The organism is Undibacterium sp. WLX3042 (assembly GCF_049544825.1).
Taxonomy (GTDB): Bacteria; Pseudomonadota; Gammaproteobacteria; order Burkholderiales; family Burkholderiaceae_D; genus Undibacterium.
The window spans coordinates 2,836,596-2,861,866 of record NZ_CP186698.1; the positions used below are offsets into that span (position 1 = coordinate 2,836,596).

General features: G+C 51.6%; 23 protein-coding genes. 14 read left to right on the forward strand and 9 right to left on the reverse strand.

Features of this window, described 5'->3' with window-relative positions; genetic code table 11:
- Window positions 1-22: 22 nt before the first annotated feature.
- On the reverse strand, window positions 23-286 hold the full coding sequence (locus ACPAOP_RS12760; protein ID WP_423708279.1) for a hypothetical protein: 264 nt from the start codon (window positions 284-286) through the stop codon (window positions 23-25).
- Between the two features lie 16 nt (window positions 287-302).
- Between ACPAOP_RS12760 and ACPAOP_RS12765 the strand changes: the two genes are divergently transcribed.
- Both ACPAOP_RS12765 and ACPAOP_RS12770 read left to right on the forward strand, forming a co-directional pair.
- Entirely contained in the window at window positions 303-2,519 is a 2,217-nt protein-coding gene (locus ACPAOP_RS12765; RefSeq protein ID WP_423708280.1) for a TonB-dependent receptor plug domain-containing protein, read from the forward strand.
- A gap of 257 nt (window positions 2,520-2,776) precedes the next feature.
- A complete protein-coding gene (locus ACPAOP_RS12770) occupies window positions 2,777-3,979 on the forward strand; it encodes an alpha/beta hydrolase family protein (RefSeq protein WP_423708281.1) in 1,203 nt (400 codons plus the stop codon).
- A 128-nt stretch (window positions 3,980-4,107) separates the two neighbouring features.
- On the opposite strand, the gene cysS is transcribed toward ACPAOP_RS12770, so the two are convergent.
- Window positions 4,108-5,481: a cysteine--tRNA ligase gene (gene cysS / locus ACPAOP_RS12775; protein ID WP_423708282.1), complete on the reverse strand. Its 1,374-nt coding sequence runs from the start codon at window positions 5,479-5,481 to the stop codon at window positions 4,108-4,110.
- Between the two features lie 349 nt (window positions 5,482-5,830).
- Window positions 5,831-7,252: a PLP-dependent aminotransferase family protein gene (locus ACPAOP_RS12780; protein ID WP_423679331.1), complete on the reverse strand. Its 1,422-nt coding sequence runs from the start codon at window positions 7,250-7,252 to the stop codon at window positions 5,831-5,833.
- 178 nt (window positions 7,253-7,430) lie between these two features.
- Here ACPAOP_RS12780 and ACPAOP_RS12785 point away from each other — a divergent pair, with 178 nt between their 5' ends.
- From ACPAOP_RS12785 to ACPAOP_RS12835, 11 genes are all read left to right on the forward strand, one after another.
- Complete coding sequence (locus ACPAOP_RS12785; RefSeq protein ID WP_423708283.1) at window positions 7,431-7,742, forward strand: DUF2917 domain-containing protein; 312 nt, start codon at window positions 7,431-7,433, stop codon at window positions 7,740-7,742.
- Window positions 7,743-7,908: 166 nt separating this feature from the next.
- Entirely contained in the window at window positions 7,909-8,505 is a 597-nt protein-coding gene (locus tag ACPAOP_RS12790; protein ID WP_423708284.1) for a LysE family translocator, read from the forward strand.
- Between the two features lie 207 nt (window positions 8,506-8,712).
- Window positions 8,713-9,180 carry a RidA family protein gene (locus ACPAOP_RS12795; protein WP_423679328.1) on the forward strand — a complete coding sequence of 156 codons (468 nt, stop codon included), beginning with the start codon at window positions 8,713-8,715 and terminating at the stop codon, window positions 9,178-9,180.
- Window positions 9,181-9,341: 161 nt separating this feature from the next.
- Window positions 9,342-10,535 carry a PLP-dependent aminotransferase family protein gene (locus ACPAOP_RS12800; RefSeq protein ID WP_423708285.1) on the forward strand — a complete coding sequence of 398 codons (1,194 nt, stop codon included), beginning with the start codon at window positions 9,342-9,344 and terminating at the stop codon, window positions 10,533-10,535.
- Between the two features lie 281 nt (window positions 10,536-10,816).
- Window positions 10,817-13,147 (forward strand): methyl-accepting chemotaxis protein, encoded by a 2,331-nt coding sequence (locus ACPAOP_RS12805; RefSeq protein WP_423708286.1) that lies wholly within the window; start codon window positions 10,817-10,819, stop codon window positions 13,145-13,147.
- A gap of 232 nt (window positions 13,148-13,379) precedes the next feature.
- Entirely contained in the window at window positions 13,380-14,003 is a 624-nt protein-coding gene (locus tag ACPAOP_RS12810; RefSeq protein WP_423679325.1) for a glycine zipper 2TM domain-containing protein, read from the forward strand.
- Between the two features lie 171 nt (window positions 14,004-14,174).
- Complete coding sequence (locus ACPAOP_RS12815) at window positions 14,175-14,996, forward strand: substrate-binding periplasmic protein (protein WP_423679324.1); 822 nt, start codon at window positions 14,175-14,177, stop codon at window positions 14,994-14,996.
- Window positions 14,997-15,020: 24 nt separating this feature from the next.
- Complete coding sequence (locus ACPAOP_RS12820) at window positions 15,021-17,000, forward strand: ATP-binding protein (RefSeq protein ID WP_423708287.1); 1,980 nt, start codon at window positions 15,021-15,023, stop codon at window positions 16,998-17,000.
- Between the two features lie 61 nt (window positions 17,001-17,061).
- Window positions 17,062-17,781, forward strand: a complete 720-nt coding sequence (locus ACPAOP_RS12825; protein WP_423708288.1) for a pseudouridine synthase — start codon at window positions 17,062-17,064, stop codon at window positions 17,779-17,781.
- A 119-nt stretch (window positions 17,782-17,900) separates the two neighbouring features.
- Window positions 17,901-18,530 carry an AAA family ATPase gene (locus ACPAOP_RS12830; protein ID WP_423679321.1) on the forward strand — a complete coding sequence of 210 codons (630 nt, stop codon included), beginning with the start codon at window positions 17,901-17,903 and terminating at the stop codon, window positions 18,528-18,530.
- Between the two features lie 109 nt (window positions 18,531-18,639).
- Complete coding sequence (locus ACPAOP_RS12835) at window positions 18,640-19,239, forward strand: lysophospholipid acyltransferase family protein (protein ID WP_423679320.1); 600 nt, start codon at window positions 18,640-18,642, stop codon at window positions 19,237-19,239.
- 54 nt (window positions 19,240-19,293) lie between these two features.
- Here ACPAOP_RS12835 and ACPAOP_RS12840 read toward each other — a convergent pair whose 3' ends face one another.
- Complete coding sequence (locus tag ACPAOP_RS12840) at window positions 19,294-20,385, reverse strand: acyltransferase family protein (RefSeq protein WP_423679319.1); 1,092 nt, start codon at window positions 20,383-20,385, stop codon at window positions 19,294-19,296.
- A 198-nt stretch (window positions 20,386-20,583) separates the two neighbouring features.
- Here ACPAOP_RS12840 and ACPAOP_RS12845 point away from each other — a divergent pair, with 198 nt between their 5' ends.
- Window positions 20,584-21,225, forward strand: a complete 642-nt coding sequence (locus ACPAOP_RS12845; protein WP_423708289.1) for a flagellar basal body-associated FliL family protein — start codon at window positions 20,584-20,586, stop codon at window positions 21,223-21,225.
- A gap of 173 nt (window positions 21,226-21,398) precedes the next feature.
- Here ACPAOP_RS12845 and ACPAOP_RS12850 read toward each other — a convergent pair whose 3' ends face one another.
- The 5 genes from ACPAOP_RS12850 to ACPAOP_RS12870 all read right to left on the reverse strand — a co-directional run bounded on the left by ACPAOP_RS12850 (window position 21,399) and on the right by ACPAOP_RS12870 (window position 25,255).
- Window positions 21,399-21,884 carry a CinA family protein gene (locus ACPAOP_RS12850; RefSeq protein WP_186885906.1) on the reverse strand — a complete coding sequence of 162 codons (486 nt, stop codon included), beginning with the start codon at window positions 21,882-21,884 and terminating at the stop codon, window positions 21,399-21,401.
- 154 nt (window positions 21,885-22,038) lie between these two features.
- Window positions 22,039-22,572: a phosphatidylglycerophosphatase A gene (locus ACPAOP_RS12855; RefSeq protein ID WP_423708290.1), complete on the reverse strand. Its 534-nt coding sequence runs from the start codon at window positions 22,570-22,572 to the stop codon at window positions 22,039-22,041.
- Window positions 22,569-23,537: a thiamine-phosphate kinase gene (gene thiL, locus ACPAOP_RS12860; RefSeq protein WP_423708291.1), complete on the reverse strand. Its 969-nt coding sequence runs from the start codon at window positions 23,535-23,537 to the stop codon at window positions 22,569-22,571. The genes ACPAOP_RS12855 and thiL overlap by 4 nt, the downstream gene beginning before the upstream one ends.
- Window positions 23,538-23,886: 349 nt before the next feature.
- A complete protein-coding gene (locus tag ACPAOP_RS12865; RefSeq protein ID WP_423708292.1) occupies window positions 23,887-25,089 on the reverse strand; it encodes an FAD-dependent oxidoreductase in 1,203 nt (400 codons plus the stop codon).
- Window position 25,090: 1 nt separating this feature from the next.
- Window positions 25,091-25,255 (reverse strand): rubredoxin, encoded by a 165-nt coding sequence (locus ACPAOP_RS12870; protein ID WP_423708293.1) that lies wholly within the window; start codon window positions 25,253-25,255, stop codon window positions 25,091-25,093.
- Window positions 25,256-25,271 lie beyond the last annotated feature (16 nt).

Sequence of the window (25,271 nt, forward strand, 5' to 3'; positions counted from 1 at the left end):
AGTATATTTTGATCGCCTTTGTTTATAAGGAGATGAAGCGTAAATCGAAGGATACTCCCCCGAAAACGCTTTTTTGGGCGGATACAGGCTTGCCGTGTGCTTTTTCCAGTTCTTTCTCAGGGTTGTTTTTAGCTGTCCTGATGCTTCTTTTTGCCAGCGTTGATAAGTGACGATGTAACCCGGCAGACGTGTCAGCGAAATTTTTCTGAATTACATTTTTCTTTCCCTGAAGGCAACGTAAAATGCGGCACTGAGCCAATACCAATCCGGTGTTGCAAACGTCCATGTTGAATTTTTCATTTATGCCTTTTCGCTTTTATCCGGAATCTCTCGCCGACCACTTTTCGCCCCGGCTTCTGCCTTTGCTGCTGACCTTGTCAGTGATGTTGCCGGATCTTGCGAGCGCAGCGGACGAAGAAAAACGGGATCAACAAAAAACTGAAAAACCTGCTGACAAAGTACAAAGTGTTGAAGTGTCCGGCCCCGGTGCTGCCAGCCAGCGGCGTAATGACACGGCGGCAAAAATTGTTGTCGGGCGTGACGAACTGCTGCAATTCGGTGATACCGCCATCGCTGATGTGATGAAACGTTTGCCCGGCGTGTCCGTGGTCGGCAGCGACATCCGTATGCGCGGTCTGGGGGCGGGGTATACGCAAATCATGGTGAATGGCGAGCCGGTACCGGGTGGATTTTCTATCGACAGTTTGTCGCCGGATCTGATCGAGCGCATAGAAATTATGCGTACGACGACGGCAGAATTCAGCGCGCAGGCGATTGCCGGCAGCATCAATATCGTGCTGCGCAAAGGTATTTCCCGCGCAACCAGACAGCTCAAACTGACTGCCAGCTATGTCGATGGTGCGACAGCGCCGGGCGCCACGCTCGAATTCGCAGATAAGAACGCAGGCTTGTCGTATTCGCTGAATGCAAACCTGAATCAGAGCCGTAACCGCTCAGAACCTGTGACCACGGAAACGATACGCGATGCCGCCGGGAATCTCACGGACTTGCGCCAGTTTCATGAGCACATAGAATTCAAGACCAATAAAATCAGTCTGGCGCCACGTCTGAACTGGACGATGGCAGATGGCGATCAACTAACCTCACAAAGCCTGCTGGAATTCAGTCAGAGCACGATGTCTGGGCGCAATGCCGAAACGACTTTGTCCGGTTCTTCGTCAACGTATCCACGCAACGATTACCGCTCCAGCGCCGACATTACCGGCATCCGCAGCGATCTGAGCTGGAATCATCGTTTCAGTCCGGATGCACGGCTCGATAGTAAGCTGAGCCTGAACTACAACAAGCGTGTCAGTGATTATTATTTCGATGGCTATTCAACGACCGTGAATTCACCGTTCATCCGTAATGTGGTGTCAGATGCGATTGATCAGAGTCTGACCGCCAGCGGAAAATATCTGTGGCGTTTTAATGACGAACACAGCCTCGCCTTCGGCTGGGATGGCGGGCTGATACGCCGCAGCGAACAGCGCCTGCAATACGATCACAACGCGCCGGGAAGTGCGCCCGGCAGCATCGGTTTTCTGGATGAAAACTACCGCGCCGATGTGCGCCGTCTGGCCTTATTCGCGCAGGATGAATGGGATATTTCGCGCCAGTGGCAAGCATATCTGGGGCTGCGCTGGGAAGGCTTGCGCACCGCTATACAAGGCCGCACGATGGTGGATACCAACACCAGTTCCAGCGTCTGGAGCCCGGTCATACAGACCTTGTGGAAATTACCGGGCACAGAAAAAGATCAGCTGCGGTTCGCCTTGTCGCGCACCTATAAAGCCCCGGTGACGCGCAATCTGGTGCCGCGCCGTTACACTGTGAATAATGCCAATGGCCCGACCAATTCCGACTTCCAGGGCAATCCCAATTTGCTGCCGGAACTGGCGTGGGGCATGGATGTCGCTTACGAACATTACTTCGACAAAAGCAGCATGCTGAGTATCTCCGGCTTTGCCCGTCGCATACAGAATGTCACCACGTTTCAGCTATTCCGCCAGAACGGCGAGTGGGTGACGTCGCCGGATAATCAGGGTAAAGCGCAAGTGGCTGGCGTAGAAATGGATGCAAAATTTCCGCTGGCGCTGTGGTTCGCTCAGGCACCCGCTATCGATATTCGTCTGAATGCGGCACGTAACTGGTCGCGTCTTGACAGCGTGCCGGGACCGGATAATCGCCTGAGCAGTCAGGTGCCGCTGACCGCGAATCTGGGCATGGATTATCGTCGCACCGATACACACAGCATGGGCCTGAATTTCAATTTTCAGGGCGGCGGCCGGGTGCAGAATTCTGCCTTACTCAGCAGCTATACCAGCGTCACACGCATGCTCGATCTTTACAGCCTGTGGAAACTGGCATCCGGCACGCAACTGCGCGTATCGCTCACTAATGCGCTGCACCAGACTGCGGTAGCGGATGACACTTATATGAATCAGGGCAGTCAGACGAGATCTGTTGCAACACCCCGGCAAACCGGCGTCAGGTTGTTGCTGGAAAAAGTATTGTGATGCATGGCGCTATATGTAAATTACCGCGACAAATTCATTAATAAAAAAACTCAGGTCATTGATGTTACGGCGCATATTAAAAGCGAAAGCATCAACAGATCTTCCCAGTTGTAATTGTAGTAATGTATCAATTGTTATAATTGTTTTGACAGTTGTTGTCACCGTCACGGTCACCGGCAGTTCGCTGGACGCTGTTCCTGATCTGGTTCGTCAATCGGATCAATGTCTGTGTATGCATCCTGATTGGAGTGAATATGATGTCGCAATTTTTACCGCTGTTTTTACATCGCCCTTTACTGACGGTCGTAATGGCGACGTCCGCTGTTCTTGCTGGTTGCGGTGGCGGTTCTTCAAGCCCGACCGTGACACCTGTCATCACCCCAGAAGTGCCGAACCCGGTTGGCGCGGGGCATTTTGAGGCTGCGACGTTTATACAGACGATTAATGCAGCAGATGTTGCTGCAGCGCTGAATAAAGATGTCGCTGCCGCAATCAGACCGTTGTATGCCGTCGATACCTACAAAATTACCTATACCACTTCCGACGCGGCAGGGCGCAGCGTGACTGCGTCTGGTCTTGCGGCTATTCCGCGCAAGACCGGCGGCCTGACCAGTCCGGTATTAAGCTATCAGCACGCAACCATTAAAACGGACGCGGAAGCACCAAGTAACCATGCTACGGCGGACGAGCCTGCGGTATTGTTCGCTTCGCTGGGTTACCTGGTCAGTGCTGCCGATTATGTCGGATATGGCACCACCAAAGGATTGCCGCATCCGTATTTGCTGGCAACGCCAACGGCTGTTTCCGTCGTCGATTTCATGACGGCGACTTCGCGCTGGCGTCAGATGAAATCAATCGCTGACAACGGTCAGGTGTTTTTAACGGGCTATTCAGAAGGGGCTTACGCCTCCATGGCAACATTGCGTTTCATGACGCAAAACAGGGCAGCAAATGCCAGTTTGCCAGTCAGTACCTATATCGGCGCTGGTCCCTACGACGTGGTACTGACGCTGAATACGATGCTCGATAGTGTGCGTAAAGAAAATCCGCTTCTTGGCGCGCTGATCAGTCCGGGGTTTCTGAAACTGCTCGGCGCTAATGACAGAGCGAATGTGCGTAAGCTGCTGCTCTCCTCGGTTCTGGGTAGTCAGAGTGACATCAGCTTTGATCCGACATTTCTGGATAATTTCCTCAACGATGACGATGCCAGCATTCGAATACAAAGTAATGTGAATGACTGGACGCCTCAATCACCGATTCAGTTTTTTCACGGGCGGGACGATACGACTGTGCCTTATGCCAATACGGATTCCGCATTTCAGGCGATGACAAAACGGGGCGCAACATCTCTGTTGGAACGTACGGATTGCCCGGCGAAACCGTCGGAGCATATTGCTTGCGTCCCCTCGTTTTTGATCAATGGCACTACGAGACTGGGTGGAATGGCGCGTGGTTTATAACCGGCGTGTAGTAGCTGATGCCTGCAAAGACCACCGCTGTTGAATCAGCGTCGGCACAATAAAAAAGCCGCAGATGAACTGCGGCTTTTTTTACATCAATGGATGCAAAACGCGTGTCCGGCAGATGCTTAAAGGCGCTTGATATTCATACTGCCCGCTTTGTCTTCGACTTCAAAACCGAGCGCATGTAATTCAGCGCGCAGACGGTCGGCTTCGGCCCAGTTTTTCGCTGCGCGGGCGGCCAGGCGTTGCTCGGCGAGGTTTTGTACTTCGGCAGGAATTTCCAATGCACGCGGTTCCCAGCTGGCGAGCCCGAGTCCAAAGACGCGATCAAATTCAGCCACCGTCGCTTTTTTATCGGCATCGCTGAGATCTGATTTCAGCATTTCCCAGACCAGTGCCAGTGCGCGTGGCACGTTCAGATCTTCATTCACAAACGCGGTGAATTTTTCTTTGAATCCGGCATGCACGCTGCCGCCTGCGGGCCATGCATAAAACGTGTCACGCAGGCGTTGCAGGGCGGTTTGCGCAGACTGCAAAGCTTCGAAGCTGAATTGCATCTGGCTGCGGTAATGTGCAGTCAGACACAGATAGCGATACGCGAGCGGGTCAATATGCTGATCGAGCAGGGTTTGCAGACGCAGGAAATCGCCGCTCGATTTCGACATCTTGCCGGAATCGATTTGCAGGAAATAACCATGCATCCAGAAGTTCGCCAGACGCGTGCCGTGGCAAGCCTGATTCTGCGCGATCTCATTGCTGTGATGAATCGCGATGTGGTCTTCGCCACCGCAATGAATATCGAACCACGGTGTCAGATATTTGGCCGACATTGCAGAGCATTCGATGTGCCAGCCAGGAAAACCGCGTCCCCACGGACTATCCCATTCCATCTGGCGCTGTTCGCCTTCAGGGCTGAATTTCCACAAAGCGAAATCGGTCGCATGACGTTTTTCACCCAGCTCCACGCGGCTGCCGGCCTTGATCGCATCGCGTTTGATGCGCGCCAGATAGCCGTAATCATCCTGCTTGCTGGTGTCGAAATAAATACCGTCGCTGGTGCGGTAGGTATAGCCGTTTTTTTCTATGCAGGAGATGAAATCAATCTGCTCGGCGATATGATCGGTCGCTTTGCACCAGATGGCTGGTTCCAGCACGTTCAGGCTTTTCAAGTCATTTTTGAACGCGATGGTAAAACGGTCAGCGATCTGCCATGCCGATTCACCGGCTTTGCGGCTGCCTTTTTCCATTTTGTCTTCACCATCGTCACCATCCGACACCAGATGGCCGACGTCAGTGATGTTGATGACGTGGCGCACGTTGTAGCCGTTCCATTCCAGCGTGCGGCGCAGAATGTCTTCAAACAGATAGGTGCGCAGGTTGCCGATGTGAGCGTAGTCATACACGGTCGGGCCGCAGCAATACAGCCCCACCCAGTCATTGCGCAAAGGGGTGAAAGGGCGCAGGCGGCGTTCCCAGTTATCGTAAAGAAGTATGTCCATCGTTGTGTGCAAATGAATAGAGAGAAGAATAAAACGGTGTCATGAAATCTGGTCGCTCAATGTTTGTATTGCCAACACCGGCGGAAAATCGGGCAGATTCAACAACAGCAGCAACAGCCAGTCGCAGACGTGCTGAAGGCAGAACAAATCTCTGTCAGTTTTTCAGCAAGGCGTTGCGTAAAAGGCATAATTTCGGTGCGGAATGGTTAAAAAGCAGGGTGAGAATGTAGCATAGATATGCTCTGACAGCCTAATCGCGCAAGCACTATCGTGTTATGCGCCTGCGCTGATGCTGATAACGCCGGCAGGCATAGCCCTGCCGCAAAGAGCAGGGCGATGCCATGCGTTTTTACTTTAATTCTTTTTTCAAAAAATCCCAGATGCCGGGGTCGCTCATGGCGGCGATATTGAAACGCATTTTGGTCGATGGCATCTGGTGCGGTGAAAACAGGCTGCCCGGCGTCAGCAGATAGCCTTGTTCAAAAGCTTTTTCTGTCAGTTTGTTGGTATCAACGCCGGTTTCTGCCCACAGAAACATGCCAGCCGGTGTACGGTAATCGACTTTGATACCGATGTTGTCGAGTCGTTTGGTGATGTCGTCGCGCACGCCGTCGAGTTTGACGCGGATGCGGTCAACGTGTTTGCGGTAATGGCCTTCTGACAAAATTTTATACACCACGCGTTCGCCGATTTCTGTGGTTGTCAGGGTCGATAACATTTTGCGATCGGACAGCCGCAGCGCAAGTTCCGGCGAGGTGGCGATAAAGCCGACGCGTAAATTTGCTGCCAGCGTTTTGGAAAAACCGCTCAGATAAATCACGCGGTTAAGCTGATCGAGCGCGGCAATTCTGGTCGCAGACTGCACCGCCGCACCGGGATGCATGTCGCAGTAAATATCATCTTCGACGATCATGAAATCATGTTGTTCAGCCGTCTTCAATACCTGAAATGCTTTTGCCGCCGACAGTGAGGTCGAGGTCGGGTTATGCATTACCGAATTGATGATGTAGAGCTTGGGCTTGTGGATGGCGGCCAGTTCCGCGAGTTTCGCCACGTCCGGCCCGTCTTGCAAGCGTGGTATGCCAATCACTTTGGCGCCGAGTATCGCGAACGAACCGAACATCAGAAACCAGGCCGGATCATCGACAAAGATGGTGTCGCCGGGACGGGTGAATTCGCGTGCCACCAGATCCAGCGCCTGCGTCACGCCAGTCGTCATGACGATCTGCTCCGGTGCAGCGGCAATTTCCAGCTCGGCGAGTTTCAGTTGCAACTGCTGGCGCAGCGGCAGGAAGCCTTGTGGAATTCCGTAATGCAGCAGCAAATTCTGATTCAGCCGGCTGATCGCGCGCAAACCATTCGCGACCAGCTCACCATCGAGCCAGTCGTGCGGCAGAACGCCGGAACCGGGCATTTTTTGCGGCGGTAACTGGCGGAACATATTGCGTACCAGCCACACCACATCGAGTTGTTCTGATGCCGCTGCCGTTTGCGGATTGGCCGGGGTATTCGTCAGCATTGAGGCGCGTTCGCGCACAAAAAATCCGGCACCGCGACGTGATTCCAGATAGCCCTTTGCGACCAAACGATCATAGGCTTCGACCACCGTAAAACGCGAGACATTCTGCTCATCGGCGAACTGGCGTATCGACGGCATGCGCGCGCCGGTCCGCAATAGTTTGTCATCGATGCGGTTGGCGACGGCGGTGACGATTTGTTCGACCAGCGAACTGTCCGCATCACGGGAAATATAAAACATCGGCGTTGGCATGAAGTGTCTCCTGCGGGCAATCAAAAACTGTGTATTGGATAAATGACCGGAACAGTACGTTAATTATCTTTTTTATTGTACTGGTACTGTATTGGTTTTTGCGTTTAGGATAACACAAACACTGATTAAAAAGCGGGCAGAAATCTTTCCCGTCGTTATTGGCTCACAAGGAGACATCATGCCATCTACCGATTTTCCAGCAATACAACAATTAGCGCCGGGAACGCTGATTTCTGTTGTCCCGGAACACATGCTGACTCTGCATATCCATTGTGGTCTGGTGTGGGTGACGGTGGAAGGCGACGAGACTGATTACTGGTTGCGTGCCGGTGATCTGTTGCCATTGCCGCCATTGCGTCATGCGGTGATTGAAGCAGATGGAAAGGACGTGTCCGCACTGAGCATACTGACTGCTGATGTGGATCGCACCACTGCGTTGCCGATGACGGCGCTGAATCCTTCGGAAGAATCAGCGACGGTTGCGGGCTAGCGCGTTCCGCTTCTCTTCTGCGATCACGCAGAATCAGAAAAAAGGGGGAGTATCTGCCAAAAGCAGCTTAATCCCTCCAGAAAATAAGGGGCTCTACAGATACTCCCCTCCAGTATATTTAAGTGATTGTTGATAATAAACGCTGTCTTGCTTAAGGAGGGCTGTGATGCCTTTGACTGAATTTATTGCCTTTTCGGTTTTCGCCTGGATAGGCTCATTTACGCCCGGCCCGAATGTCGCGATTGCGGCGACCACGGGTGTCAATCACGGCTTGCGCGCGGCGTTGCCGCAAGTGATGGGTGTGCCTCTCGGTTTTGTGCTGATGATGTGGGCAGTCGGCATGGGTGGTGCAGCCGTGTTGCAGGGCGTGCCTGTGCTGGTGGTATTGATGAAAGTGGCGGGGAATGGTTATTTGTTGTGGCTGGCCTGGCGTTTGTGTTTTTCCGCGAGCCTGTCTGACAGCAAAAGCATGCAACCGCTGAGTGTGCAGGAAGCAGCCTTGTTTCAGATCGTGAATCCGAAAGCCTGGATGATGCTGGTGGCCGCAACTTCGACGTATGCGATTGGTCAGCACGATTTTTTGTCGAGAATGAGCTGGATGAGCATCGGTTTCGCCTTGTCCAGTGCTCTGAGTTTGCTGACGTGGGCATGGATGGGTGATCGTTTGCGTCACTGGTTGTCGCAAGGCCAGCGTCTGCGTCGCTTTAATCTGTTGATGGGAATTTCGCTGGCGCTGACGGCAGTCTGGATGTTCAGCTTGTAATCGCAACACAGGCAGCTCAACGGCTGGCATTGAGATTGCCTGTCAGCCGCAAGCATCTTCCCCTCTGCGTTTGAAGCGGCGTTACAATAGCAGGCTTGGTTACCGTAGCAGTGAGCGTGGCAGTGAGCAGATCGCTATCGAAAAACCGTTTATATTATTTTATGTAAGCCAGTTACTGACGACTGACTTACTTTTTCAGGAATTACTATGTCGAAATCGTCCATTTACGAAAAACTCAAAGCACTGAATATAGAATTGCCCGCTGTTGCAACCCCAGCCGCCGCGTATGTGATGTATGTGCAGACTGGGAAAACGATTTTTATTTCCGGCCATATCGCCAAAAAAGACGGCAAAGTCTGGGCGGGTCAGCTCGGTAAAAATATCACCACAGAAGAAGGCAAACAGGCAGCGCGTGCCGTGGCGATTGATCTGATTGCGACACTTAATGCTGCTTGCGGCGGTGACCTGACCCGCGTGACACGCATCGTCAAACTGATGAGCCTGGTGAATTCCACACCTGACTTTACCGAACAGCATCTGGTCACGAATGGTGCTTCCGAATTGCTGGTGGAAGTATTCGGTGATCAGGGTAAACATGCGCGCTCCGCATTCGGCGTGGCCCAGATTCCTATGGGTGCCTGCGTTGAGATTGAACTGATCGTCGAAGTGGCTTAAGCGCGCGCCTCTGCGCTGCATTGCTTAACCGCTTTTTGCATCTGCGTATCCCTGGTTTAAAAGTGTCAAGGTGTTTCTGCTGCCGTCATCAGTACTGCAGCAGCCCCTGGCCGATGACAATATTTTTTGCCTGACAAGGCATGACTTCTAGTGAGATCAGCATGAAACTTAAAAATCCTACCCCTATCAATTGGAAGTTTTCCGAACGCGCTGAGCAACTGCAAAGCTCAGTGATACGCGAGATTTTGAAAGTGACATCGCGTCCTGAAGTCATTTCCTTCGCCGGTGGTCTGCCATCGCCGGAGACTTTCCCGGTTGAACGCATGCGGGCGGCCTTTGATAAAGTCCTGGCGACACAAGGCAAATCTGCGCTGCAATACGGTACCAGCGATGGTTATGCACCATTGCGTGAATTTCTCGCAAATACCTTGTCCACGCCCGACTGCAAGATTGCACCTGACCAGATACTGATGGTGTCCGGCTCGCAGCAGGCACTGGATCTGATCGGTAAAGTGCTGATTGATGAAGGCAGCAAAATCCTGGTTGAAACACCAAGCTATCTCGGCGCGTTGCAGGCATTTTCTGTGTATCAGCCAGAGTTCGTTTCTGTTGATACTGACGCGCATGGGCTGATCCCTGCGTCGGTCGCAGCCAAAGGTGAAGGCGCACGCCTGATGTATGCTTTGCCGAACTTCCAGAATCCGACCGGTCGTACCATGTCGGTGGAACGTCGCATCGAACTGGTCGAAACCTGTGCCCGCATGGGTATTCCTCTGATCGAAGATAATCCTTACGGCGATTTGTGTTACTCCGGTGAACCTTTACCTAAGATGCTGAACATGAACCCGGATGGTGTGATCTACATGGGCTCGTTCTCCAAAGTGCTGACGCCAGGTATTCGTCTCGGTTACGTAGTGGGCCCGACAACGCTGATCCGTAAGCTGGAACAGGCAAAGCAGGCGGCTGATCTGCATACCTCACAACTGACACAAATGGCGGTCTATGAAGTGATCAAGGATGGTTTCCTCGGTGAGCATATCCCGACCATCCGTACCTTCTACGCACGTCAGTGTCAGGTGATGCTGGATGCATTAACGAAATTTTTCCCGGCAGGCATTGAATGGACGAAGCCAGAGGGGGGCATGTTTATCTGGGTCACTTTGCCATCACATATCGATAGCAACGAGTTGTTGAACGAGGCGATCAAGCAGAACGTGGCGTTTGTGCCGGGCGGGCCTTTCTATGCGAATGAGCCGGCCAAAAATACCATGCGTTTATCGTTCGTGACGGTTTCACCTGAGCGTATCAATGAAGGCGTGGAAAAATTAGGCAAGCTGATTAAAGCGAAGTTATAAAAGCAGCGTCATGAAAAAAAAGGCACCTGTTGAGGTGCCTTTTTTGTTGTCAGATGCCGTAATCCGGATTGTGTGTTAGCCATTTTTACCAGCCTTTTTCGCGTCGGAAAAAAGACGATGCAAACGAATCTGGCGGCCCCTGTCCGTTGTTCGTTTAAGAAAAATCAAAGTTTGTGGAAGGATTGTTTAATATCGTTAAATAAATACTATTGTGATAATTGTTCATTGCCTAAATGAATTAATATAGAACCTGCATATTTCTTTTTAGGTTATCTTCATACATGAAAAAACTGATTCATCGTCTGTTACACCTAGGCTTATGGCATCCCGGCTCCGTGTTAATGGGGCAATTAAAATTCCCTCTGAAAATGTTACTCATCAGCGCCGCTTTTATGCTGCCGGTGATTTGTCTTTCCGTGTCTTATCTGAAAGTTGTGAATCAGGATCTGACATTTGCAAAGAAAGAGCGTGCCGGAGTGCGTTACTCGACTGCGTTGTATGCTGCGATGGAATCTGCAATTAACTGGCGCTACCACACACGTTTGCAGATACTGGGTGAGCCTGGTGCGCGGATTGATGAGATGCGTGCAAATTTTGAAGAGGCCTTCAGAAAAGTTGAAAACATCGATCGAGAAGCGGGTGACAAGCTCGATACCACGACGACGTTGAATTTGTCGAAAACGGCGTTGCAAGCCGCTTCATCCGTCAATAACAATCCTGACGAAGCCTATCAGAGCGTGACGGCGCTGTTTCAGAGTCTGATTGTGTTACAGAACAAGGTGAATAATGGCTCCAGCCTGGCGCTGGATCCTGAACTGGCTTCGTATCATCTGATGAGTGCCTTGCTGTTGCGTACACCCGGCATACTTCTGAATGTGTCCGATCTGGGACGACTGGGGCGCGCGGCATACAAAGCCGGAGAAGTAACGCCGGACCTGGCGGTAAAAATTGCTGCCAATCTTGCATTGATCGAGAACGAGAGGAAACTGGTTGCGCAGGATCTGGCGACGGTCAAGCTCGCTTCCCAGCGTCATTTTTCTATGTTGTCAGACTCTGCCGCAGAGATCACCGATAAATTGGTCAGTACCGCGAAAAAGAACTTTGCACCGGGCGCGACAGTTGTTGTTGCAGATCAGGCGGAGTATGTCAGCACCGTCAACGGCACGTTGAAAAGTCAGTTTGAACAGGTGGGGAAAAATTTATCCGTGCTGGATGCCATGCTGGCTGAGCGTGAGTCTGCAATAAAGAGCACGCTGGTAACGACGGTGATTGTTTCCGTTCTCAGTCTGTGTATTGCGGCTTATCTGTTTATCGGTTTTTATAACTCGATGAGAGCCGGTATCGCGAAAGTAAAAAATCAACTGATCAATATCGCCATGGGCGACCTGCGGACAGAAATCGGCAGTGCGGGCAGAGATGAAATTGCTTCCATACTTAAAGAGCTGAATAATATGCAGAAATCTCTGCGCGACACTGTACAGCAGGTACAGATTGCCAGTGACAGTGTGGTTGCATCCAGTATCGAGATTGCGCAGGGTACGCTGGATTTATCTGCGCGTACGGAATCAGCGGCTTCCGCACTGGAAGAATCTTCTGCAGCACTGGAACAGACAACTTCAACCGTACAGATGACGGCAGATTCCGTTCGCCAGGCTTCTTTGATTGCGATAGAGAATGCAGCGACGGCGACACGTGGTGGAGACGTGATGCATAGCGTGGTCAAGACCATGGAAGGAATACAGGAGTCGTCGAGAAAGATCAGCGACATCATCAGTGTGATCGATGGCATCGCCTTTCAGACTAATATCCTCGCATTGAACGCCGCGGTGGAAGCAGCCCGTGCAGGTGAGCAGGGCCGCGGCTTTGCTGTCGTGGCATCGGAAGTCCGCGCGTTGGCGGGGCGCAGTGCGCAAGCGGCGAAAGAAATTAAGGTGTTGATTTCAGATACCACGACTGAAATTTCTGCGGGAACGACGGTTGTTCAGACTGCCGGTGAGGCCATGAATGAAATCGTCGCGAATGCAGACAGAATTAAAGTGTTGCTCGACGATGTAGCGAATGGCGCACGTGAACAAAGTATGGGTGTGGCACAGATAGGTGAGGCAGTCAGTGAACTTGACCGCAATACCCAGGCCAATGCGAATCTGGTTGAACAGACGGCGACTGCCGCAAATTCTCAGCGCAGCGTTGCAGTCAGACTCGCAGCACAGGTCGATGAATTCCGTTTGCCGGGAAACAAACAGCCTGTGATCGTCGAAGGTATAGACATTGACGGCATCATTGATGCTCACCGTTTGTGGAAGGTGAAATTACGTGATGCGATTGAAACGGCTGCACACGTTGATGTGAAAACATTGTGCCGCGATGATTGCTGTGCTCTTGGGAAATGGATTTACTCGGATGGTCAGCGTCTGCGCGACAGACAGTCATTTACAACACTGGTTGAAAATCATGCCCGTTTTCACCGTGTAGCCGGCCAGGTCGGCGAACTGATTAATAGTGGAAGATATGACCAGGCAGAAGATGCTCTGAGTCATGGGACCGCATTTTCAACTGCCACTACTGAGGTCGTTCTGGCCTTGTCGGCAATTAAACGACTGGGGTTCAACTGATTGCTGGGTGGTGACGGGTACTTTCCCGTTCGGATCTGTTCAAACCCGCCTCAGGGTGGGTTTGTTTGTTTTGTGCTCATGCTTTTTGCCCGTACATGAAAAAATGTGAGTAAATGTAAGAAGTGTCAGCAAAATCACGGCAACGCCGTTACATTAGGAAATCACTGCCTAGTGATTTCCTTTGCATCAGATGTTAAAAGCAGACAGATGCTTTTACTTTTAGGAGATGATCATGAAAAAAAGTTTCATTGCGACTGCGATATTGCTGACATTTGTCAGCGGTGCTTATGCGCAGAATTCTTCCGGCGCGAAACAACAATATGCGGAAGCTTCCCGTCAGGCTGCAGCGCGCTATGCGGATGATAAGAAATTATGTGCAGAAGAAACCAGTTCGACAGCCCGCATGCAATGTCTGCGTGATGCGAAGGCGGTTTATAACAGCGCGCTGGAGAGCGCAAAAAAGGCCAGTTCGTATAACAACACTTACAGCAATGGACAAGGCAGCAGTAAAAATCAGCAGATATGTGCCGATTGCGGCCGTGTTACCGCCGTTAATGTGAGTGAAAAAGAAGGCGAAGGAGGTGCTCTGGGCGTGATCGCGGGCGGTGTTGCCGGTGCTTTGCTGGGTAATCAGGTTGGTGGTGGAACTGGTCGCGATCTGGCAACTATTGCCGGCGCTGCAGGTGGTGCGATGGCAGGGCACAAAATTGAACAAAAAGTAAAAAGCAGCAAAATCTGGAATGTGACAGTGCAATATGACAACGGTAGCAAGCAGAATTATCAGTTCGAGAATGATCCCGGGTATCAGACTGGCGATCTGGTTCGCGCTTCTGGCAACAGCATAGTCCGCCGTTAATTGTTAATTTATCTGTGGGGTGAAGCCGCGTTTTTGCTTGTGTAAGTCGCGGTGATGGCTTTTCCCCGCAGAGATTGAATATTGCAACACTGAAACTGATTTCTTGCTTCGCGTCTGTACTGACGATAGACTGCAAACTTGATCAATCAAAGACGTGGAGATTCTTGCACCATGAGATGCCTCTTTAGTACCGCAGCCTTGTTGCGCATTACAGGTACACTCATGATTCTTGGCTCCGCGTTCGGCTGCTCCGGTGCTCTCGCTGAAGACGCATGTAAGAAGCTCATCGCCACTGGCAACCCTGAATATCCTCCCTTTTTATGGCGTGATCCCGACGATGAAACCCATCTGATCGGAGCGAATGCCGATCTCATGCAATTGCTGTCGAAAGAGCTCGGTATTCCGGTCGAAGTGAAATACATCGGCCCCTGGGGACGGGTACAGGAGGAAGCCAAACTGGGACGCGTTGATTTGCTGGCAGGTGCATTTTTAACCTTGCCACGCTTCGATTACATGGATTACTTTTATCCGCCGTTTCGTGAAACCCGTACTGTTATCTGGGTCAGAAAAGACAGTCAGCTGACTTATAAAAGATGGCGGGATCTGGTCGGCAAGCGAGGTATCACCGTGATCAACAACAGCTTTGGTGAAGACTTCGATCGCTACGCTAGCGAGTCGCTTAAGGTTGCCACTGTGGCCAGTCTGGAGCAGGCGCTTACCCTGCTGACATTATCGCGCGCAGATTATCTGATCTACGAAGAAGACCCGGGGCATGCTTATATAGCGAAAATGAATATCCAGAATCTCAAGCCCTTGTTACCGCCGATCACCAACGAAAATTTATACCTGACGATTTCTCATAAATCGCCATGCAACACGCCGGAACTGCGTGGGCGGATAGCAAAAGCCTTGTACAAGCTCGACAAACAAAATCTGATGAACAAACTGGTGTCATCGAATATTCAATTGTGGCGCAAGCAACAAGCTAAATAGAGATTGTTCAGATTGAGACCTCTTTTGCGTAATCTGTCGCTGCGACAAATATCTATTATCGGCGTGGCTGTCGGCATTTTGCTGCCAGCCATGTTATTCGGTTATTTTGCGGTCAAGACCCGTTACGAGCGGGAAATGCAGTTGCGGGTTTACAGTCCCATGTCTCAGTATGCGGACATGTTATCGAAGGCAATGGAAGTTCCCTTATGGAACGTCGATAAAGAAGTTGCCGCGCAGTTTGTGCAGGCAGTGATGCGTAACCGTGAAGTGAACGGCGTTACCATTACTGACGAGGCTGGCACTGTCTTTGTTCATCTCGAAAAAGAGCAACACTCCAAAAATAATATTGTCAGTCTGCAGCGTGATATCAGACTGGATCAGAAGGTGATAGGTAAAGTATCGCTTGAGCTGACCTCCGTTTACGTATACCGCGATGTTTTTGACGATATTCTGAAGCTGCTGTTTGCGTTGCTGGCGCAGGTGATATTTTCTTTTATCCTGATCTGGGTCGTCTTTGATCGCAGGATAGTGCGGCCAATACAAGAGTTGCAAAGAGCGACTCTGCTGTTATCTGCCGGTGAGCTCAATAAGGCGCTGGAATGGAAGCGTCAGGATGAGATCGGTAATCTTGCGCACGGGCTTGATCAGATGCGTCTGAATCTGGGAAGCCTGATTGCCGAGCGGGATGCGCAGAATCAGGTATTGCAGCAAGAATTAATGGAGCGTTCCCGGGTTGAGCAGGAATTACGGGATACCGAAAATAAATTCATCGCGATTTTCCAGTCGTCCCCGGTCGCGATGACGGTGTTACGGAAAAGCGAGCATTATTCTATCGTGGATGTGAATGATGCCTGGCTGCGCCAGTTCAAATGGGAATGCGGGACAACACTCGACAATCCTGAAATGCAAGCACAGCTCTGGCGTAATCCGGAAGACTTTGAGCGCATCGTGCGTATTCTTGAGCGTGAGGGAGAGATACATTCCTACGAAGCGTGGTGCCGTTGTGGCACAGGCGAACAAAACCTGCTGTGCCAGGTATCCGGTCGTATCATCCGCATTGGTAACGAGCCTTTGTTAGTGCTGGTGCAGGAGGACATCACTGAAAAGCGTCAGAATGAGCTGAATATCCGGAATATGAATCAGACGCTGGAAAAGCGTGTATTCGAACGTACCCATGAGCTCGAAGAGGCAAATGCCGAGCTGACGATTGTTCTCGAAAATTTGCAACGTGCACAGCAGGAATTGCTCAGAACAGAAAAAATGGCCGCTCTGGGTTCACTGGTTGCCGGAGTCGCGCATGAACTGAACACGCCTATCGGTACTTGTGTCACAGTCGCCAGCACACTGCAGCAGCAAACCGATGATTTCCTGAAACAGTACGAACATGGTATCCGCAAGTCGGTACTGGATGACTACTTAAAAAATGCCAGACTTGGCAGTGATCTCCTGTTACGTAATCTGAGCAAAGCATCTGAATTGGTGACGAGTTTCAAACAGGTGGCGGTTGACCGCACCAGTGCCAACCGGCGGATTTTTGCGCTGGATGGCATGATGGATGAGCTGATCACAACGCTGGGGCCGATGATACGTAAAACCAAATATACGGTTGTGGCTGAGCTTCCACCCAAATTCATGATGGATAGTTATCCCGGCGCATTAGGTCAGGTCATGACGAATCTCATCAATAATGCATTTATCCACGCCTTTGAGCCTGACAAACGTGGCCGTGTGTCGATTTCTGCGAAATTGATTGATGCTGATCATATCGAGATCCTTGTCGCGGACGATGGTAAAGGGATTCCTCCTGCGAATCTCGGACGTATATTTGATCCTTTTTTTACCACGCGTCTGGGGCAGGGCGGCAGTGGTCTTGGTCTGAATATCGTCTATAACCTTACCAAAGAAGTATTGGGCGGTAATATCACGGTCGAAAGTCAGCTGGGTAAGGGAACCTGTTTCAAAATTACTCTGCCGCGCGTCGCCCGTGTCGCTAACGGCCAGTGATCGCGCATCGCTTTTTCCTGGCCTCTAGCTTTGACCGTCTTAATTCTGCTACAGTCGCACCATGAGTAAATTATCTTTAGACCGCATCCTGCAATCGCAGGGCTTTGGCACACGCAAATACTGTCGTGAATTGATTGAAGACGGCGAGATCAGCATTAACGGTGAAGTTGTTGACCACTATAAACAAACGCTGGAGACTGATGGCCTGGTGTTCCGGATTTTTGACGAAGACTGGCAATACCGCGAACACGTTTATATTGCACTCAATAAACCCGCTAATTTTGAATGTTCACGTAAGCCTAGCCATCACCCTGGTGTGCTGACGCTGTTGCCGGAACAATTCAGCTGGCGCGATGTGCAGCCTGTCGGCCGTCTGGATCACGATACGACCGGGATGTTATTGATGTCCGATGACGGGCCGTTTATTCACGCACAGTCATCGCCGAAACGTCATATTCCGAAAGTGTATCTGGCCACAACTGCTGAGCCGGTCACTGATGAACTGGTGAACACTTTATTAAATGGCGTTCAGCTGCATGACGAGCCAGCCCCGCTGGCAGCACAGATATGCCATCAGTTGGACACATATAAAATTGAAATCGTGCTCGAACAAGGGAAGTACCATCAGGTAAAGCGTATGCTGGCGGCGGCAGGTAATCACTGCGCGGCGTTGCAACGCACGGCGATCGGTCAGTTAACGCTGAACTCTCTGGGGCTGGCAGAAGGCGAGTGGTGTTACCTGAGTCCTGAGCAAATGGCATTACTGATTCCAAACAGCTGATCCCCATCGCTTACCGGTCGGGGCAAAGTCCTGCCAGCAAGCTGATTAACGCGAGCAAATATTGTCATCCGCATTTGAACTGTAATGGTCTGTTGTCTCATTCTGAACGAGGTGTCCGTATGCGCGTTATTGCTGTTGCCAATCCTAAAGGTGGTGCGGGAAAGAGTACATTTGCTACGAATCTGGCCGGCTATTTTGCTGCACAGGGAAAGCGGGTTATGCTGGGTGATACGGATGTCCAGCAGTCCTCCCGCACCTGGTTAGGTTTGCGTCCTGCGAATTTGCCCGCGATTACTGCGTGGGAAATGGATGACAATGCCGTCGCCAGACCTCCCAAAGGCACCAGTCATGTTGTGCTTGATACCCCCGCCGGTTTGAAAGGCAGTAAGCTCGACGTCATTCTGAAACTTGCCGATACCGTCATTGTGCCTGTGCAGCCTTCTATTTTCGACATTCTGGCGACGGAAGAGTTTTTAAACAAACTGGCGAAGCGCGAGCATGCTTGCCGGGTTGGTATTCTGGGTATGCGGGTGAATGTCCGCAGCCGATCTGCCGATCAGTTGCGTCATTACGCCGGGCAGTTGGGGTTGCCGGTTCTTGGCTATCTGCGAGATACTCAAAATTACATACAATTGGCAGCGCATGGAGCCACCTTATGGGATGTTGCACCATCCAGGGTCGAAAAGGATCTGGAGCAATGGCAGCCTGTTTTGCAGTGGATAGACCATTCATCAGTGCGACATTTGTGATTGATCAGTCTGCAGGAAGAAATAGTTTCTGCTTTCCACAGATATCAATATAATGCCGGGTCGCCCGACGTTCGGGAGAATTTATCATTTGATATCAAAGACTTGCGGCATGCACTTAACTATTTTTGAAACACCTGTGATTAACACATTGATGCGCTGGATTTCCCTTGTGGTATTGCGTCTGACCGGATGGCGCATCGAAGGACAGACTCCCGTTGAAAAGAAATATGTGCTGATTGCCGCACCGCATACCAGTAACTGGGATTTCCCTGTGACCTTGATGGTGTGTTTTGCTTTACGGTTGCGTGTCTACTGGATGGGGAAATCCAGCCTGTTTCCGCCGCTGATTCGTGTTGTCATGCGCTGGCTGGGCGGTATTCCGGTGAACCGCAGCGTGGCCGGCAATCTTGTGCAGGGAACGGTTGATGCATTTCAAGCCAATGAACGGCTGACGGTGATCGTTCCTCCCGAAGGCACCCGTGGCAAAGTCACCCACTGGAAAACCGGTTTTTATTACATCGCGCTGGGGGCTGGTGTTCCGATTGCGTTGGGATATCTGGACTTTGGCAGAAAGGCCGGAGGAATTGGCCGCATGTTCATGCCGACAGGCGACATCGCTGCGGATATGGAAGAAATCAAAGCGTTTTACAGTGGGATTCAGGGGAAAAATCCGCAGCAGTTCAGTGCAGATCACATCCAGACCAGATAAGAGCTTTTACGTCAGTGCTCGTCCGCGCTGTCATTGCGCGGACATGCGGATTCATCACTGTTTATTTTTTGTCTGAGCGATATTGTTAACCTGCTGTGTGGTGCTTATTGCGGTCATGTCAGAAGCGCTGCACTGACGCACAAGCAGCCAGCGCAGTGGGCGTAAGATATATTGTCTGGTAAGTATCTCACAGTAGCGATGAGAGGCCAGATAGACGATCGCAGCGCTGGAAGCAAGTGAGATAAACAAGCGTGCCGCGTCACCCATCTGAAATATGCGATTCAGTATGCCGAGCTGATGCAGGACGATCAACGCCATTCCATGCCATAAAAATACATACATGGATCGTTGGCCCACACGTGCCAGTCCCCAGTCTCTGAGACTCAGCAAATACAGGACGGCTAATCCTAAGATCGTCGATGCACCATATTGCAGTGCTTGATACGCAGAGCCGTTGAGATTGGCCATGTCCAGTCTGTGCAAAGAAAAACTGCCATAGAGCCAGCGATAATCAAATTCGGCTGGCAGCAGGTAGCACGCAATACTGCCTGCAACGATGATCACCGCCGCAATGCCGATCAGACGCCAGTCGCGTCCTCTGGAGGTGAAAAAATCCGCCCCGAGTTTCCAGCCTAAAATGAAAAACGGAAAAAAGAACAGTGTGCGGGCTCCGCTCAGCATATATCCCAGATGTTCGGAGTAACTGGTGAGCATCGCCAGTGCCAGCGACAGAACGATGGGAAATTGTAAGCGTGCAAAGACGGGCAATAGTAATCGCCAGCACAACAGACTCATCAGATACCAGAGCATCCAGTATGGGGCGATCAGCCCGGCGTAAACGCTGAAGGAACCACGTATCAGGTATTCCGTGATCTCGTAAATCAGCTCAAAACCCAGCAATGGTGCCAGAATATTCCGTATCAGTTGTACTGATTGCTGTTCATCCAGATTCGCTTTCGAGAAGATCCCGGATACGAACGCAAACATAGGCATGTGAAATGCATAGATAAAGATCCAGATCGGACGCAGAAACGCATCCTGAGCAATGTGTAATTCGACGAAATGACCAAACACAACCAAAAAGATCAATACGCCTTTGATATTGTCGAAAGAGATATTTCTGCCAAGGGTAAGAGAGGGAGACATTGCTACGCAGGAACGCATTGAAAAACCCGTCATCTTAAACGAAAGTCAGTCTGGTATAGACGCTGAGTTTGTAACGAAAGTAGAATCTGGTTCGGCGAAGGCAAAAGAGAGTCGCGTGTAATAGCAAATGTTTCCACGTGGAAATTGTGCCTGCATTACAATAGCGGCTCACAAAATTTCATTTACGGGTTTATGATCATGGCGACCAGTCAATCCAAAGCCAGCTTATTAAGTGCTCAACTGGACTTCGAAGACGTTGACGGTAAAGCATTGAAAGTAGTGGATGCTGAATTGGCGGATTTGAAATTTGATTTGCCGTCTGACGCCACCCCGATAGCGGCTGCTGATACGCGGGAAAATGATGTGAAACGCCCGTCACCGAAAACACAGCCGCGTGCCGCGATACCTTCCAGGCCTGCTTTAACGCATGCTAAAGCGTACAGGAAAGATAATTTTGCAATGTATGCAGCAATCGTCGGTTTGCTCAGCTTCTTGATTATTTTTGCCGGTATTTTTTACGTCAAAGTGATCGATAAAGATGAGACCACGCCCAGTTATCTGGCGCTGCCCAAAACCGTCGTCAACGTTGACGGACAAGTGATCCGGCTGCAGGTCACAATACAAGTGCAGAATAAAAACCGGGACTGGCTGGCAACGAATAAAAAAGCCTTATCCGATATTTTTCCGATAGTGGTCGCCAAAATAGATCCAGAAGATCTGCATTCCGAGGAAGGTTTTGAACGTGTCCGTGAAATGTTGCGCACCGAGATGAATCAGAGCCTGGCGACGGATAAAATCGATTCAGTGCTGATCAATGAATTGCTGATGCAAAATCACTAATATTCGTTTCCTGTTCTTTGTTCCTGAAATAAAAAAAGTGACGCTGTTGACGTCACTTTTTTTATATGTACCGGAAGATGCTGCTGATGCAGACAGCGATGCCTGCAAATATCATACCGATTTCACGGTCTGCAGCGATCAGGGCGCGGATTCTGGCGCTGGTGAAAGACAACTTATAACTCCTGTAAGTAACGCAGCAGCTTCGCCAGTGCGTGTGCGACTGTTTGTTCGCGTACCGCGTGGCGGTCGCCGGTAAATATCAGTCGTTCGGTATGTGTGACGCCGCCGACGACCCAGCCAAAGCAGACTGTGCCGATAGGTTTGCCGGGAACGGCCCCGGTCGGGCCGGCAATGCCGGTTGTTGATAAGGACACATTGCCTTCTGAATTGGCGATGGCACCTTCGGCCATTGCGGCGGCGATTTCTTCGCTGACCGCCCCGTGCCGGGCGATCAGCGCCGCCGGGATATTTAACAGCTCAGATTTGGATGAATTGGAATAGGTAACGAAGCCGCAGTCAAACCAGTCCGATGAGCCAGCGATTTCGGTGATCGCCTGCGCCACGCCGCCGCCGGTACAGGATTCGGCGACCGTCAGTAACAGCCGTTTTTCTTTCAGTTCGGTGCCGATTTGTGCTGCAAGTTCAAGTGCGTTTTGCATGGTGGGTCTCCCGTCTGGTTTTTGTTGGCGACTGTAAAGTCAGACTTACTTTACCACCATGTATGGCAGAAAGTGAAGACGCCGGTGTGATCGATGACATGCGTCACACATCAATGCCGTTCAGATCCGGCAAGGTGTCCGGCAAAGGCCGGTGTCACCATGCGCGCCAGAGTGCAAACACCAGCAGCGTAAAAAAGGCGGCGACAATATCGTCCCACATGACGCCGAATCCGCCCTTCAAGTGGCGATCGAAATAGCGGATAGGCGGCGGTTTCACCATGTCAAAAAAGCGGAAAATCAGAAATGCCCAGGTTTGTGTGCGCGCATCTGCCGGCAGCACAAACAACAGCACTGCCCAGATCGCGATGATTTCATCCCACACCATGCTGCCATGATCGGCCACACCAAGATTTTTTCCTGTGACTTTGCAAGCCCAGATGCCGATCAGAAAGCCTATGACGATGATCCACGCCCAGCCCACAGTCGTAAAGATGTCCGGCCAGCGCTGACTCAGTACATTAAAGCTGAGCCAGCCGAACAGCGTGCCCATCGTGCCCGGCACGGCGGGCGATAAGCCGCTGCCGAAACCTTGCGCCAGAATATGCGCCGGGTGACTCAGCATGAAACGCCAGTCGGGGCGGATGATGATCGTTGGTTGTTGCAGGTCTGACGTATCTGACGTGTTCATGGTGAGCTGAAATGATCAAAGGAATGGATTGTCATGCGAATGGGTTGCTGCTGATCATCCATCAGACGCAAACCCGTGGCTGCTTCAATCTGACCGATGCGGGTGACTGGCGTATTGCTTGCGTGTCCAGCGGCGATGATGTCGGCCCGACGCGCTGCCGGTGCGGTGAAGCACAACTCGTAATCGTCACCGCCCGTCAGCGTGAATTGACGGCGCAATGTCTGATTCTGTTGCTGCAAAATTGGGCCGGCGGGTAACTGATCGATAAACAAGGTGGCACCGAGACCTGAGCGTTCGAGTATATGGCCGAGATCGCCTGCGAGTCCGTCAGAAATATCGAGTGCCGCATGCGCAATGCCGCGCAAGGCCATGCCGAGTGCGATGCGGGGCGTAGGCTGATGCATGCGCTGCGCTGCGCGTTGGTGATCTGATTCACTGAGCGTCACTTCTTTCCAGTACGCAGCCAATGCCAGACGCGCATCCCCCAGCGTGCCTGAGACCCAGATATCGTCGCCGCTCTTTGCCGCATCGCGTCGCAGCGCGCTGTCTTTCGGCAGTTCGCCAAAAATAGTGATGCAGATATTCAGCGGGCCTTTGGTGGTATCGCCACCGATCAGACGACACTGATGCGCATCTGCCAGCGTCAGCAAGCCACGTGCAAATTGTTCCAGCCAGGCCGGATTGGCTTCGGGCAGGGAAAAAGCCAGCGTAAATCCGATTGGTTTGGCGCCCATTGCCGCCAGATCCGAGAGATTCACCGCCAGGCATTTGTGCCCCAGCAGAAACGGATCGGCGTCGGGAAAGAAATGCCGGCCGGAAACCAGCATGTCGCTGGAAATGGCGATCTGCATACCGGGCGTGGGATTGAGCAAGGCGCAGTCATCGCCGACACCGAGTGCGAGCACGGCGTCCGGTGCGGAATGGTGCGCAAAATAGCGCTTGATTAAGTCAAATTCTGAGAGCATGCGCGCATTGTACCCAAGGATGACGGCGGCGCGACACTCCTGAGCGGGGTGGCGACAACATCAATTGATGCATTCAATACGCATCCGGACTGCGTTCGCTGAATAATTAAAGCGCTGGAGTTTATTTTGCTGAACGTACCTGTATCGGTACCAGGATTCTGGCCGGTATCAGCCGGCGCTGACGCGCGTTTTCCGCCCGATATTTTCAAAAAATGGGGAGTATGTGAGAAAAACGCGTTCATGTCCTTATAAATAAAGGGTCTTAAAACATACTGGGGGGAGTATATTTGATGCCAAAAATACCTTTGAAAGTGCTTGTGAAGCGCGCCGCGTTCACAAGCATCAGACATCAGACGACAGACATTGTCCTGACTGTGCCCAGTTCGTTTAATAATGCATTCCGTATTTTTGCTTCCTGCGGTGCCACCGCGAAGCCGCGTATGACGCCATCATTGTCGATGAAGCGGCAGATGCTGGCGGACACTTCCGGATGACTGTCTTTCAGCTCGCTTTCCCATTGCCCACGCTTCGCCACTGCCAGCGGCGGTGCTACCAGTGCTATCGGATAGCTTGGCGTTTTCACCAGGACGGGCGCTGGTTTAAAGTCGATTGCGGTCGGCGTTCCAGCCAGACTTTGGGCAATTGCGCGCGCTGCCGCCATGATCGGTGCGACATACGGCAAGGTGATGCTGTTGCCATCGGCTTGTGCATATTGTGCGCAATCGCCCAATGCATAAATGCCTTTGACGCTGGTTTGCCCAAACTTATCCACGAGGATGCCGCGTTCTGCTTGCAAATGCGCTTCCTGCGCAAGCCGGATATCGGCACGCAGCCCTACTGCCGACAAGATCACATCGACGTCAAGGTATTCGCCGTTGGACAGCGTGATCCGCAAGCCGGTGTCGGTGCGGTCAATACTGCTGCTGGTGGTGCCCAGCTTGAACTGCACCTGCCGCGCTTGTAGCGCTGTTTGTAATTCCGCAGAAATCACTGGTGGCGCGAGTGCCGCCAGCGGTGCTGGATTAGGATCAATCAGGGTGACCTGATGGCCTCCGGTACGCAAATCGTCGGCAAATTCGCAGCCGATCAGACCGGCGCCGATGATGGCGACGCGGGCTGATGCGCCGGCAGCGCTGAGTCTGTCACGCAAGATTGCATAGTCATCCAGCGTATTTACCGATAACACCTGATCGGCAGCGTTGCCTGCGAACGGCAGACGTATCACCTGCGCGCCAACCGCCAGCACCAGTTGACTGAATTCAAAATCCCCTGCATTGGTGTGAACCGTTTGCTTGGTCGTATCGATTCCGCGAACCTGTGTTCTGGTCAGAATGGTGGCATTGATTTGTGCTGCCATCTGTTCCGCCGTCTGGCTGCGCAGATGGCTCGCGGTTTTGCCTTGTGCAAACGCGTTCGACAACATGGGCTTGGAGTAAAAGCCGCCATCATCGCCAGTGATGATCAGTACAGGTGTGGTTTTGTCCAGTTTGCGGAATTCGCGGGCCACGGTGTAGCCCGCCAGACCGGAACCGATGATGGCGACGGGCTTCATATCAGATTTCCACCATGTCAAAATCAGCTTTGGCGACGCCGCAGTCCGGGCATTCCCAGTCGGCTGGAATGTCATCCCAGCGTGTGCCTGCAGCAATGCCTTCTTCCGGTAAGCCCTGTGCTTCGTCATAAATAAAACCGCATACGATACATTGATAAGTTTTCATATTGTCCTCAGAATAT

Coding starts and splice junctions, on each gene's coding strand:
- ACPAOP_RS12760 (WP_423708279.1), bottom strand. CDS start 286: ATGGACGTTTGCAACACCGGATTGGTATTGGCTCAGTGCCGCATTTTA.
- ACPAOP_RS12765 (WP_423708280.1), top strand. CDS start 303: ATGCCTTTTCGCTTTTATCCGGAATCTCTCGCCGACCACTTTTCGCCC.
- ACPAOP_RS12770 (WP_423708281.1), top strand. CDS start 2,777: ATGTCGCAATTTTTACCGCTGTTTTTACATCGCCCTTTACTGACGGTC.
- cysS (WP_423708282.1), bottom strand. CDS start 5,481: ATGGACATACTTCTTTACGATAACTGGGAACGCCGCCTGCGCCCTTTC.
- ACPAOP_RS12780 (WP_423679331.1), bottom strand. CDS start 7,252: ATGCCAACGCCGATGTTTTATATTTCCCGTGATGCGGACAGTTCGCTG.
- ACPAOP_RS12785 (WP_423708283.1), top strand. CDS start 7,431: ATGCCATCTACCGATTTTCCAGCAATACAACAATTAGCGCCGGGAACG.
- ACPAOP_RS12790 (WP_423708284.1), top strand. CDS start 7,909: ATGCCTTTGACTGAATTTATTGCCTTTTCGGTTTTCGCCTGGATAGGC.
- ACPAOP_RS12795 (WP_423679328.1), top strand. CDS start 8,713: ATGTCGAAATCGTCCATTTACGAAAAACTCAAAGCACTGAATATAGAA.
- ACPAOP_RS12800 (WP_423708285.1), top strand. CDS start 9,342: ATGAAACTTAAAAATCCTACCCCTATCAATTGGAAGTTTTCCGAACGC.
- ACPAOP_RS12805 (WP_423708286.1), top strand. CDS start 10,817: ATGAAAAAACTGATTCATCGTCTGTTACACCTAGGCTTATGGCATCCC.
- ACPAOP_RS12810 (WP_423679325.1), top strand. CDS start 13,380: ATGAAAAAAAGTTTCATTGCGACTGCGATATTGCTGACATTTGTCAGC.
- ACPAOP_RS12815 (WP_423679324.1), top strand. CDS start 14,175: ATGAGATGCCTCTTTAGTACCGCAGCCTTGTTGCGCATTACAGGTACA.
- ACPAOP_RS12825 (WP_423708288.1), top strand. CDS start 17,062: ATGAGTAAATTATCTTTAGACCGCATCCTGCAATCGCAGGGCTTTGGC.
- ACPAOP_RS12830 (WP_423679321.1), top strand. CDS start 17,901: ATGCGCGTTATTGCTGTTGCCAATCCTAAAGGTGGTGCGGGAAAGAGT.
- ACPAOP_RS12835 (WP_423679320.1), top strand. CDS start 18,640: ATGCACTTAACTATTTTTGAAACACCTGTGATTAACACATTGATGCGC.
- ACPAOP_RS12840 (WP_423679319.1), bottom strand. CDS start 20,385: ATGTCTCCCTCTCTTACCCTTGGCAGAAATATCTCTTTCGACAATATC.
- ACPAOP_RS12845 (WP_423708289.1), top strand. CDS start 20,584: ATGGCGACCAGTCAATCCAAAGCCAGCTTATTAAGTGCTCAACTGGAC.
- ACPAOP_RS12850 (WP_186885906.1), bottom strand. CDS start 21,884: ATGCAAAACGCACTTGAACTTGCAGCACAAATCGGCACCGAACTGAAA.
- ACPAOP_RS12855 (WP_423708290.1), bottom strand. CDS start 22,572: ATGAACACGTCAGATACGTCAGACCTGCAACAACCAACGATCATCATC.
- thiL (WP_423708291.1), bottom strand. CDS start 23,537: ATGCTCTCAGAATTTGACTTAATCAAGCGCTATTTTGCGCACCATTCC.
- ACPAOP_RS12865 (WP_423708292.1), bottom strand. CDS start 25,089: ATGAAGCCCGTCGCCATCATCGGTTCCGGTCTGGCGGGCTACACCGTG.
- ACPAOP_RS12870 (WP_423708293.1), bottom strand. CDS start 25,255: ATGAAAACTTATCAATGTATCGTATGCGGTTTTATTTATGACGAAGCA.